Below are 12310 nucleotides of genomic sequence, written 5' to 3'. Positions count from 1 at the left end.
AATCATGTTCACAGATCCCTATTTCTGTTACCGTTGCGATTCCAATTCTATCTTTCCCTAAGTCTTCATAGGTAATAGGAAGATTCAAATGAATTTTATCTAAGATAGAAATATCTTCGGGAATGAGTAAATTCCTAACTGATTCACTTTTTTCTTCTTCTGTTCTGTGATCATAAGCCTTATTATCTGCAATTCTAGCCCTCCCTGCCCAGTTCGCTAAAGTTAATTCATCCATTCCACCTCTCTCAGCTTTTGTACTTAACCAATGCCTTGCATTGTGTGATAGTAATCTAACAAACTCTCCTTTCGAAGTAGTTATACAATGCTTTTCCCATAATGATGTTTTGGGACGAGTTTCAGAATAGCAAAACCTATCATTAATTTGATTCACCGTTGGTAACACAAAAGAAAAACTTTTAGGGGAAAAGTCATCATGAAATTCATTTTCTCTAAATAATAATAAAGCTTCAGAAACCTTAACATTTTTATGTTTATCAACATAAGGCCAATTATGAAATTTTGATGTATATTTTTTATATAAAAATTTTCCTAACACCTCATAAGTTATAATTCCATCATTTTCACTTATTAAATTTTTAAACCATTTAGTATTAGTGCTATTTTTGTCAATATCTAGTACTTCAAAAATTTCACTTTTAGTTAAAGGCTTTTGGTATAAAGAACGGGATGGCGCAGCCTCTTTATTGGATAACATCAATATATTAGGATTTTCTTCTGCAAATTTAGCAACTCCTCTTGCTAGGGTGCCTATATTTGTTAAGCGTTTAACGGCTTCAACAACAATATCTTGCATACAGCTAGGAACCCATTTTAATCCCACTTTACCATTTTTTGCGGGTATCCATCGAATACCTAATTGCTTATTTCCTAAGCTATCATTCTCCCATTCTAAGCAATTAACAGATAACGACATTAACTCAGAACAACGAGATGGAGCAACCATAAGTAGAGCCATAACAGCTGTGTAATATTCAGTTTCTTTGTCTAAATTGGGGGCATCATGAAAGAGTTTAGCTACCAACATCATTTCTTCATCAGTTGGCATTTTACTGGAGCGGTATTCTTTTCCTTTTTCATCCAGTAATATAGTCAAATCTCTAGGGCGTTTGTAAGGACTTTTCCATAAAGGTAGTTGAGGTGTAATTTGATTTTCTCTACAAAAATCAAATAATTTTTGAATTTGATAACCTAATTTATTGACTGATTCCGTACCTTTTTTATATTTTTTTGATACGATATTTTCTACTTCATGAATAACTAAATAATCAAGCTGAAGTATGTCAGCTTTTCCTTTAATATTGTAGAGAGCCATTTCAACTATACGTAAAGATTCAGTATGTCGGGCTAAATTCCGAATAGGATTTAGAGAATAAGTATAACGAATATAGGCTTTGGCAAATTCAATGAATGGTGCAGCTAATGGCTCATATTTATAAGCTGTAGATTTAATTCTTTCTGTGGAAAAACGAACCTGAACTGGATAAATGCTGAATGTTGTTTTCCATTGGTTGTTTTCCCAGCAATCATTTCCAAAGGTAGTAAGCTGATTTTTACTAAAATTAATAAATTGCTCTAAATTAGATTTAGGATTATTATCTTGTGGAGTAAAAATTAGATTATTCATAATTAGTGGCTCCCAATAGTTCTTTTCATATCATTGCAAGCTTGAACAACATACTCAACAGCTAAAATAATACGATCTTTGGATGATGCATAATCTATGCTTTTGGTTTGTTTTAAACGTTCTTCCTTTTCCTCATACAACTTATTTAAGATTTGTTGATGAGGACCATCAACGAGCGGTCTAAACTTAGGACATAAATAACAAGTTTCATAGCTAGTTATACAAAAATCATTTGTACCACAAGCACCTATTGTATCTATTCCGTTATTGGTTATTAAAGATGTTGGATCGTGCCCCCTTTCGCTTTCATTTAAGTTAGAAATAATTCTACCTGTAAATGCTTGGGCGAGTTTTCCCATTTCAGCACCCATAACACGATCAATGTATTGCACTGTATCAGCTGTATTTTCAGTATAAACTTTAACGTTTTGTGTATCTGTATGATCTAGGAGCTCTGCTATAATCGTTGCCCCAACCCCTTTTCTTCCTAGATTTGTTCCTCTAGTATGGCGAAAACGTCTTGCTGTTACATGAATAATTTCACCTGTTCGTTCTGAAATTGCTTTTTGGTGAATACAGAATTTTCGTAATGCGTATAGCTCCAACGAAGAAGCAGAATAATGAAAAATATCTTTGTTTAATAATGAAAGATCAAAATTCCTATTTTTGATATTCTTCTTTAAACAATTCCAATCAATAAACATTGGTAATTTCATTTTATAACTAGAAATAAAGGTTTCATCAACCAGACTAAGCAATTTCTTATATTGATGTTCCATAAAGTTTAGGAGAATTAAATATAAGTCCTCTGTGATAGCAAGCTTTTTAAACGTTTCTCTAAATAGCCCTCCTCTTTTTTTTGCACTAGGGATATTTAAAAAATAATTCCATGTTCCTTGAGAGATTTCCTTTCTTAAATCTTCAAATTTTAAATGGCGTATTTGAATGGGTCTTCTAGCTGTAGATTGAAGTAAGTGAATATATGCATATGTTTCAAATGAAATAAGATCTTCTCTCCAAAGTCTAGCAAGTTCAGCCATTAAAGCCAAAACTTCATTTTCGGTAAATGCTCCTGTATAAGGGCATCTCATTAATACCGATTTACCTTTCTCATTTCCACTCAACGTAAAGCTTTCTAGCAATGACACAACAGATTTATCAACTCCATAATAGCCATACTCATGCCATGACAGTAAAAAACCCTTTAATGCTCCTAAATACCATTCATGCTCTTTTCCTAGTTTATTTTTCCAATCCAAGATTATTGGCACATTAATTATTTCTAAGTTAGTTGAAATTACTAATCGTTGAAACTGTTGATACATGTGAGATACGTGATAACTTGAGTATTTTTCGGCATATATTGCTAATGTTTTTCTAAAACCGTCTAATGTTTTTTATTTATATTTAATATATGTTGAGAAAAGTTAATGGTTTTGTCTTTACTTATACGCCAAAAGTTTTCATTTTCATCAAATGCATACCCATCTCTTGACTGTCTAAAATATCTATTTTGATTCATAATTATCAACCTTTTTTTGGAGCTCAATTTGAAGCTCTAATAATATTTTGTTAGCTTTTTCTCTTACATAGCGTTGATTATAAATATTTCCTGATTTCTCGGATGTATGCCCCATAAGATGTTGTCTCATCTTTGCTTCTTTTTCGGAAGAAATAAAATCTTTATGAGAAAAATCATGATTTATATTTTGATTATTTTTATCCACCTTTCGTGAAAAATCTAAGTTCCATTCATGACGAAAAATATGCGGATGAATAATAGAAAATTTAGGATCTATCTTTTTCATTGTTGGTACAATAACGTTATCAAAAGAACTGGTACTAATTGGGTTTCCTTGCGTTTTTCCTTTTCGATGGGTTACAAATAAATATGGATGTTTATTAGCGTTAGGAATCTTAGAGCGATAGTTCATAATATAGTCATTTATAAGTTGAGCTATATTTTGTGAAATAGGAAGTCGTCTTTCTTTCGTTTTACTTACAGCTTGCTTCTTCCTTGTGTCAAATTTATCATCATGCGTTCGTCTAATTGTAATTGAGGATTTAGCTGTTCCTATATCAATAAATGGGATTTGAATTGATAATAGCTCTCCTCTTCTAATCCCTAATTCCTTTAATAAGATAAACATTAAATGGTTTCTTTTTCTAATTCCAATATCTTGAAATGGATTATTAGGATTAGAAAAGTTCGCAATAGACATAAACTCATCTAACAATCCATCAGGTAGCTCACTTTCTGGTTTGATAGATAATGTTTTATGATTTTTAGGTCTTGACTCTTTAATTAACATAATTAGTTGCGTCAATTTTTCAATATATTCATTAGATACATTAATTACTTTAGATAGAAATAATATGTATTCTGAAAGCGTTGTTAGTCTATTATATTGATGACTAAGAGATACGGCAGAATAAATATCAATAAATTGAGTCCTACCTTTCATTAACACACTTTTTTTTTGTATTAATTACATTCTTTTGCTTTTTTACATTTATTCTCATATGTCGAATAAGAGATTCTAATTGGTTTTCTGTTAAGAGTACTTTGTCATGAATTAGATCACTAATAACAAGATTATTTTGTTTTTCCCAATTCATTATCCACTGTATAGTTCCCAGCTTATTTCTAATTGTGTTTACTGCGGATTGATTACGTAGTTCTACAGTTACCCATAAGGTTGAATAAAAATCAGGAATACCAGTTTTAACATTAACCAATAGAGGAAAACGTTCTCCATTTGAAAAAAGGACTGTTTCTAATCTATGCATATTCATTTAATTTACAAAAATATCATATATAAATACTATCAAATTAAAGATGTTGTGTCAAAACTAATGTAAAAAAAAGAGAAGTCTTATTTTATAAGGCTTCTCTCTGGTTTCTATGATGTATTTTTACATAATTTCTGTATATGGAATTCAGAACGGAATATCCTCATCAATATTGTCAATGGGCTGTGCCGGTGCAACAGGTGCCGCTTCTTGGCGTTGCGGCGGGGCGGGCGGCACGGGTGCAGGCTGCGGCGCGGTATACGCCTGTTGCGGCTGGCTGTTGTTGTATGCCGGCGGTGCGTCATAAGCCTGTGTGTGGCCGCCTTGCGCGTTTTTGCTGTCCAGCATTTTCATTTCGTCGCACACGATTTCGTATGCCGTGCGCTCCACGCCGTTTTTGTCGGTGTATTTGCGCGACTGGATGCGGCCTTCCAAAAACACTTGGCTGCCTTTTTTCAGATATTGCCCCGCCACTTCGGCCACGCGACCATACAGGGTGATATTGTGCCATTCCGTGCGTTCCTGCCTTTGCCCGCTGTTGCGGTCGGTCCATGTTTCGCTGGTGGCCACCGAGAAATTGCACACGGGCGAACCGTTGGGCATATAGCGCACTTCGGGGTCGCGCCCCAAGCGTCCGATTAACATCACTTTGTTTAACGACATTTTATGATACTCCTAATATTTGTTTGACAGATTCTTCATCAAATCCCTGCTGCCACGCCTTGATGAACACGGTTTCCCGGTCATCGCTGAAACTCACGGCCTGCACGCCCGAAGCAGCCTGCAATTTCCGCTGCAATTCGTCCAACTGCGCCTGCCAATGTTCCGGCACGGCATACACAACGTTTTTCACCGGCAGCGGCGCGGGCGCCGTCCATGCCAACACCAGCCACAGCGCCATCAGGACGCAGCACAGCACGAACACGCCCGTGTAGCCCCAAGCCTCATAAGCCCTGCTGCCCATCATGCCGCCCGTGAACAAGCCCAGCGACTGCATGGTATTGTAAACCCCCATCGCCGTACCTTTCAAATTAGCCGGAGCGATTTTGGATACCAGCGACGGCATACTTGCCTCCAAAATATTGAAGCCGATGAAATACACCACCAGCGCCACGCCAATCGTCCACACCGAACCCAGGCTGAAAATTAAAGCAGCCTGCGATGCCAAAACCAGGCCGATGCCCAAAATAAACACCGGTTTCAGTTTGTTGCGCGTTTCGCCGATGATAATGGCCGGCACCATCAGCGCCAGGCCGATGACCGTGGCCGGCAGATACACCTTCCAGTGTTCCGCCTTATCCCAGCCCAATTCGCGCAAGGCAAACGGCAACACGGTAAACATGGCCATCAAACCAGCCTGCAACACAAAAATGCCCCAGTTCAGGCGCAGCAACTGCCGGTCTTTCAATACCGTGCCGATATAGCCCACCTTCGCCTGCGTGTCCTGATGCATGCGCAACCGCGTCGGCTCGGGCGTGTAACCCGCCACCAGCGCGATACTGGCCATACTCAACACGCCCATCAACACGAACAAACCTTCCACGCCAATCCAACTGGTCAGCACGGGCGAAAGCACCAGGCTGACGGAAAACGTCAGGCCGATGCTCAAACCAATCATCGACATGGCGCGCGTGCGGACTTCTTCGCGCGTCAAATCCGCCAACAACGCCGTAACCGCCGCGCTCACCGCACCTGCACCCTGCATGGCGCGCGCGCAAACCAATGCTTCCACCGTGTCGGCCGCCGCCGCCCAAAAGCTGCCCAGCGCAAACACCGACATACCCAAATAAATCACCTTCTTGCGGCCGATTTTGTCGGACAGCATCCCCAGCGGCAGTTGCAGCAAGGCCTGCGTTAGCCCATAGGCCGCCATCACCATCCCCACCTGCTTCAAATCTGCCTGCGCCAATTTGTGTGCGTGCAATGCCAGCACGGGCAGCACCAAAAACATGCCGAGCATCCGCAGCGCATACACGCCCGAAAGCGACGTAGCGGCACGCCATTCCTGTGCAAACATCTGTATTTTTGCTTTTCTGGCCATAACATCCGTTCTGTGCCGCCACCCGAAAGCAGCCTGCACCTAAATACCCAAAATGGCGCGGATTATAGCATTATTCCGCCCGCCCCAATGCAGATTTACCAAACGCGGGCCGTTTCCAAAGTGCAGGCTGCTTTCGACACGCGCCGCCCAATATCCGAGCAAATCACTCAACTAATTATGCTAAAATACCGCCGATACAACCATTCAAAGGACACACACCATGGCACTCCTCCAAATTGCCGAACCCAATATGTCTGCCGCGCCGCACCAGCACCGTTTGGCGGCCGGCATTGACTTGGGCACCACCAACAGCCTGGTCGCCAGCGTGAAAAGCGGTTCCGCCGTGTGTTTGGCAGATGAAGACGGCAACACCTCGCTGCCGTCCGTGGTGCGCTATCTGGGCAACGGCGAAACCGTGGTCGGCAAAGAAGCGCTGGCCGCGCAAAAAACCGACCCGCAAAACACCGTTTCCTCCGCCAAACGCCTGATTGGCCGCACGCTGTCCGAAATCGACGCGGCACACCTGCCCTACCGCTTCGGCCAATCGGAAAAAATCATCGAACTGCACACCAAAAACGGCATCAAAACGCCGATTGACGTATCCGCCGACATTTTGGCCAGCCTGAAAGCGCGCGCCGAACAATCGTTGGGCGGCGAACTGGTGGGCGCGGTCATCACCGTTCCCGCGTATTTTGACGACGCGCAACGCCAAGCCACCAAAGACGCGGCACGGCTGGCCGGCATCAACGTGCTGCGCCTGCTGAACGAACCCACCGCCGCCGCCATTGCCTACGGTTTGGACAACGCGGCGGAAGGCACGTTCGTGGTGTACGACTTGGGCGGCGGCACGTTCGACGTATCCGTGCTGCAACTGTCCAAAGGCCTGTTTGAAGTGAAGGCGACGGGCGGCAATTCCGCGCTGGGCGGCGACGATTTTGACCACCGCCTGTTCTGCCACATCGTGGAAAAAAACAACCTGTCGCTGACGGACGAACGCGACGTGCAGCTGCTGTTCGGCTTGGTACGCGCCGCCAAAGAAGAACTGAGCAGCCGGCCTGAAACGCGGGTGCAGGCTGCTTTGAGCGACGGCACATCGTTGGATGTACACATCACCCGCGCCGAATTTCACGCCCTCACGCAGCATCTGGTCGCCAAAACGCTCGAACCCGTGAAGCAGGCGCTGAAAGACGCAGGCGTATCCAAATCCGACATCAAAGGTGTGATTATGGTGGGCGGCGCAACGCGGATGTTGCACGTCCAGCAGGCCGTGGGCGCGTTTTTCGGGCAAACGCCGCTGAACAATCTGAATCCCGACCAAGTCGTCGCACTCGGCGCGGCCATGCAGGCGAACGTGCTGGCAGGCAACAAAAACGACGGCGAATGGCTGCTGCTGGACGTTACCCCGCTGTCTCTGGGCTTGGAAACCTACGGCGGCTTGGCGGAAAAAATCATTCCGCGCAACAGCACGCTGCCCACCGCGCGCGCGCAGGAATTCACCACCTTCAAAGACGGCCAGACCGCCATGACCATCCACGTGGTGCAGGGCGAACGCGAACTGGTGGCCGACTGCCGTAGCCTCGCCAAATTCACCCTGCGCGGCATTCCGCCGATGGCCGCCGGCGCAGCGCGAATCCGCGTTACCTTCCAAGTGGATGCGGACGGGCTGCTGTCCGTGTCCGCCCGCGAGCAGACCACCGGCGTGCAGGCGCAGATTGAAGTGAAACCGTCCTACGGCCTGGACGACGAAACCATCACCCAAATGCTGCGCGACAGCATGGCCAACGCTAAAAACGACGCCGCCGCCCGCGCCCGCGCCGAAGCCAAAGTGGAAGCGGAAGGGTTGATGGCCGCCGTGCAGGCTGCTTTGGATTTGGACGCGGATTTGCTGGACGAAGCCGAGTTGTCCCACATTCAAAACCTGATGGCACAACTGCACAACAGCCTGCCCAACCACACCGCCGACCAAATCCGCGCCGCCGTGCAGGCACTCTCGCACGCCACGGACGACTTCGCCGCGCGGCGGATGGACCGGAATATCCAGCGCGCACTGGGCGGCGTGAGCGTGGAGAGTTTGTAACACCGAAAGCAGCCTGCACCTCAAAAAGAAACGTGCAGGCTGCCTGAAAAACCGCGCGCCGTCCAAACACTTCAACCAACCTTGGAGCACCCTATGCCGTTTTGGAAACAATGGCGGATTTTCTGGTGTTTATGGACGGCGGCGTGGCTCGCGCTCATCCTGTTGCAGCCCGACTACCGCACCCCCGTCCCGCATTACATCACGGGCGAAATGTATTTTCCCGACAGTTGGACTTATTCGCTAACTTTGGCGGCGGTTTATGCTTTTTTGCCGCTGTCGTCCGCCTTCTTATCGTTGTTTGCGTTTTTTCGGCGGCACAAAGCCGTGTTCTGGCTGACCGGCGCGCTGCTGCACGGCGTTTATCTGGCGCTGTTCGGGTTGGCGGCCATGCACAACGCCAGCACCGCATTCGGCATGGCTTTATCCGCCGTGCTACTGGGCTGTTTGGCGCAATTTGCGGCGCTTCTTTATTTCTTTACGCCTGCCAACAACATATAATGCTTCGGCAGATTTCAGGTGCAGGCTGCCTGCCAATCCGCCGTTTTTACATGAAAGGATTTTGAATATGAAACACATTGCTTCCATTCTGCTGCTGGCTCTCGGCATGACCGCCCAAGCCACCTATGCCGCGCCCGCCAAAGACCTACCGCTGGACGATACGAACTGCATTGCCCAACCTTTGACGGTGAAACGCGGCGAAACCTACCACTTCCGCAACACGGCGGGTAATGTTGTGCTGACCATTCGCCCCGTCAGCCCGGACATTATCGTGAAAGGCCCGGATGGCAAGCGAATTGCGTTGGAAAAAGGTACCGACATAGAAAATGGCGACGGATTCAGCTTTGCCGACCTCGACCGCAAAGGCCGCTACAGCATCACGTTCCCGCGCGCGGGAAAAGTGGAACAGCTGTGCGTGAATGCGGCGGGCTGATTTCCGTGCCGCGAACAAACATCATGCGAAAGCAGCCTGCACTCTGAAAACCAAAGTGCAGGCTGCTTTTTTATATGCCGAACCGTTTCATCAATAATGCGGCGGTACTTCGTCTGCCAAGCTGTACGGCTGCGTGGATTCGGCGGTTTGCGCCTGCTGCCGCGCATAAAGCAAACGCAGTTGCGCCTGCTGCAAATCCAGCGTGTCCTGCAATTTGGCCACCGTGTCGTTCAGCACGGCCAGCAAATCTTCCTGCAAGGCCACGCGGATTTCCAGCTCGGTGATGCGGCTTTCCTGATCGCCCATTACAGCACCAGCGCGGCAATCCAGCCTGCAATAAACAGGGGAATGTTGTAGTGGATGAAGGTGGGGATAACACTGTCGCGCATGTGGTCGTGTTGCCCGTCCACGTTCAAACCCATGGTAGGGCCGAGTGTGGAGTCAGAAGCGGGAGAGCCCGCGTCACCCAATGCGCCTGCGGTACCGATAATCGCCACGGTCGCCATGGGCGAAAAACCCAGGCTCATGCACAAAGGTACATAAATCGTGGTGATGATGGGCAATGTGGAAAACGAGCTGCCGATGCCCATGGTCACCAGCAGGCCGACCATCAGCATGGCAAATGCAGCCGCCGGTTTGCTGCCGGCAAACATATTGGCGCTGGCTTCCACCAACGGTTTGATTTCGTCCGTTGCCTTCATCACTTCGGCAAAACCTTGCGCGGCAATCATAATGAAGCCGACCATCGCCATCATGCGGATACCGCTGTTGAACACGCTGTCGGCCTCGCTGCGGCGCACCACGCCCAACATCATGAACACGGCAAAGCCCAGCAGTGCGCCCAAAAGCAGCGCGTCTTTATACATCAACTGGATGGCGAAGCACACCAAAATGGCAACGGCGGCCACCAAGCTGCGGTAGGACGAGATTTGCGGTTGCGCGGCCGATTGCTGCGCGGCTTGCTCGTCAATCTGCTTGTTTTGGTAAATGCGCGGTTTGCGGTAGTGCAAAAATGCCAGCAGCAAACCGGCCACCATGCCCAGCGCGGGAATCGCCATGGCGGACATCACATCGATGTGTTTCACGCTCATGCCGGCCTGTTCGATATTGGACAGAAGGATTTTGTTCAAGAAAATCGCACCGAAGCCATAAGGCAGGAACATATATGTCGTTACCAAACCGAAGGTGATGATGCAGGCCAGCAGGCGGCGGTCGATTTGCAGGCGGTTAAACACCAGCAAAAGCGGCGGTATCACCATGGGGATGAAGGCAATGTGGATGGGAATCACGTTTTGGCTCATCACACCCATCGCCAGCAAACCCAGCAACAAGCCCCATTTCACAAAATTCACCCCCGAAGGAATGCTGTCCTGCGCCTGACTGCTGTTGATTTTGCGGATAATGGCGCCGGCAATTTGCTGTGGCAGGCCAGAGTGCGTAATCGCCATCGCAAATGCGCCGAGCATGGCATAAGAAAGCGCAATACCCGCGCCGCCGGCCAAACCGTCTTGGAAATGCGTCATCACGCCCTTTTGGGTAACGTCGCCTGCGGCATTCACCACATCGGCCAACGGAAGGCCTGCCGCCAAACCGCCGGCAAACGCGCCCACCACCAGGCTCAATACAACGTGTACGCGGGCAACGGATAAAATCAACATCACCAACACGCCTATCATGATTGCATTCATTTTGAGTCTCCCAACGTAAGCAAGAACCTATCATACCTTAACATCTCTTTACATGCAAAGCCCCATTTCGGACGGGTATATTGGCAGCCAAATGTGCAGGCTGCCTGCATATCTTCCGCCAATACGGTTTTGCAGTGGCAAAAAAGCAGCCTGCACCTTATTTTTCCAAAGTGCAGGCTGCTTTTTGGCATTCAAAACGTCACGCGGATACCGGCGGACGGCGGCGCAGCAAAGTTATCAAATCCGCCAAACGACGCTTCATTTCGCGCCGGTCGACAATCTGGTCAATCGCGCCTTTTTCCAGCAAAAATTCCGCGCGCTGGAAGCCTTCGGGCAGGGTTTCGCGCACCGTTTGCTCAATCACGCGCGGGCCGGCAAAGCCGATGAGCGCATTCGGCTCGGCCAGCACGATATCGCCCAAAAAGGCAAAACTGGCCGACACGCCGCCCATGGTCGGGTCGGTCAGCACAGAAATGAACGGTAGGTTCTTCTCGCGTAGCAAATGCAGCGATGCGCTGGTTTTGGTCATCTGCATCAGCGATGTGAGGCCTTCCTGCATACGCGCACCGCCCGAAGCCGCCACACAGATAAAGGAACAGCCGTCGGCCGCCGCACGACGCACGCCCTGCACGAAACGTTCGCCCACCACGGAGCCCATCGAACCGCCGATAAAGCGGAATTCAAACGCCGCCACCACCACGGGCTGGCCGTGCAATTCGCCTTTCATCACCACCAATGCGTCGTCTTCGCCGGTCGCTTTGCGGGCAGCGCTCAACCGGTCGGGGTATTTTTTGCTGTCTTTGAATTTCAAAATATCGGTCGGCTTCACCGCAGCGCCGATTTCTTCGCGGTTTTCACTGTCGAGCAGCATATCCAGCCGCTCGCGCGCGGTGATGGCTTCATGGTGTCCGCATTTCGGGCAGACATTGTGGTTCTGCTCCACATCGGTGGCATACTGCGTCGCTCCGCAGGAAGCGCATTTGCGCCACAAACCTTCGGGAATGCCCGATTTACCGTCGGTTTTCTTGATTTTCGGTGGAAGGATTTTGTCTAACCAGCTCATAACGTCCCTTTGCGCGCGCAAACTGCAAAAAAGCAGCCTGCACCTGTATTTTTAAAGTTTATATACTAAACG

The 12310-nt window shown here is 47.7% G+C and carries 11 protein-coding genes; 3 read left to right on the top strand and 8 right to left on the bottom strand.

Annotated elements, in window-relative coordinates:
* From HMPREF9098_RS07970 to HMPREF9098_RS07950, 5 genes are all read right to left on the bottom strand, one after another.
* Positions 1-1645, bottom strand: a 1645-nt coding sequence (locus HMPREF9098_RS07970; RefSeq protein WP_003783691.1) for a hypothetical protein, incomplete at its 3' end; no start/stop codon positions are given.
* A gap of 2 nt (positions 1646-1647) precedes the next feature.
* Positions 1648-3009: a site-specific integrase gene (locus HMPREF9098_RS07965; protein ID WP_306425525.1), complete on the bottom strand. Its 1362-nt coding sequence runs from the start codon at positions 3007-3009 to the stop codon at positions 1648-1650.
* A gap of 144 nt (positions 3010-3153) precedes the next feature.
* Entirely contained in the window at positions 3154-3957 is an 804-nt protein-coding gene (locus HMPREF9098_RS12235; protein ID WP_232617993.1) for a site-specific integrase, read from the bottom strand.
* 628 nt (positions 3958-4585) lie between these two features.
* Positions 4586-5101 carry a single-stranded DNA-binding protein gene (locus HMPREF9098_RS07955; RefSeq protein ID WP_003783682.1) on the bottom strand — a complete coding sequence of 172 codons (516 nt, stop codon included), beginning with the start codon at positions 5099-5101 and terminating at the stop codon, positions 4586-4588.
* Between the two features lies 1 nt (position 5102).
* Positions 5103-6479 (bottom strand): MFS transporter, encoded by a 1377-nt coding sequence (locus HMPREF9098_RS07950; protein ID WP_040564372.1) that lies wholly within the window; start codon positions 6477-6479, stop codon positions 5103-5105.
* 220 nt (positions 6480-6699) lie between these two features.
* Here HMPREF9098_RS07950 and hscA point away from each other — a divergent pair, with 220 nt between their 5' ends.
* The 3 genes from hscA (at position 6700) to HMPREF9098_RS07935 (ending at position 9487) form a co-directional block, all read left to right on the top strand.
* Positions 6700-8556, top strand: coding sequence for a Fe-S protein assembly chaperone HscA (hscA, locus tag HMPREF9098_RS07945; protein ID WP_003783678.1), 1857 nt, complete (start codon positions 6700-6702; stop codon positions 8554-8556).
* Positions 8557-8649: 93 nt separating this feature from the next.
* Positions 8650-9054, top strand: a complete 405-nt coding sequence (locus tag HMPREF9098_RS07940) for a hypothetical protein (RefSeq protein ID WP_003783676.1) — start codon at positions 8650-8652, stop codon at positions 9052-9054.
* A gap of 67 nt (positions 9055-9121) precedes the next feature.
* Positions 9122-9487, top strand: a complete 366-nt coding sequence (locus tag HMPREF9098_RS07935) for a hypothetical protein (RefSeq protein WP_003783675.1) — start codon at positions 9122-9124, stop codon at positions 9485-9487.
* Between the two features lie 90 nt (positions 9488-9577).
* Here HMPREF9098_RS07935 and HMPREF9098_RS07930 read toward each other — a convergent pair whose 3' ends face one another.
* The 3 genes from HMPREF9098_RS07930 to accD all read right to left on the bottom strand — a co-directional run bounded on the left by HMPREF9098_RS07930 (position 9578) and on the right by accD (position 12238).
* Positions 9578-9793, bottom strand: coding sequence for a SlyX family protein (locus HMPREF9098_RS07930; protein WP_003783673.1), 216 nt, complete (start codon positions 9791-9793; stop codon positions 9578-9580).
* On the bottom strand, positions 9793-11175 hold the full coding sequence (locus tag HMPREF9098_RS07925) for a Na+/H+ antiporter family protein (RefSeq protein ID WP_003783672.1): 1383 nt from the start codon (positions 11173-11175) through the stop codon (positions 9793-9795). Before HMPREF9098_RS07925 ends, HMPREF9098_RS07930 begins: the two co-directional genes overlap by 1 nt.
* A 199-nt stretch (positions 11176-11374) precedes the next feature.
* Positions 11375-12238: an acetyl-CoA carboxylase, carboxyltransferase subunit beta gene (accD, locus tag HMPREF9098_RS07920; protein WP_003783668.1), complete on the bottom strand. Its 864-nt coding sequence runs from the start codon at positions 12236-12238 to the stop codon at positions 11375-11377.
* Positions 12239-12310 lie beyond the last annotated feature (72 nt).

Source organism: Kingella denitrificans ATCC 33394 (assembly GCF_000190695.1).
Lineage (GTDB): Bacteria > Pseudomonadota > Gammaproteobacteria > Burkholderiales > Neisseriaceae > Kingella_A > Kingella_A denitrificans.
Note: the sequence above shows the minus strand (reverse complement) of the source record. Positions and strands in the feature narration are given on the sequence as shown.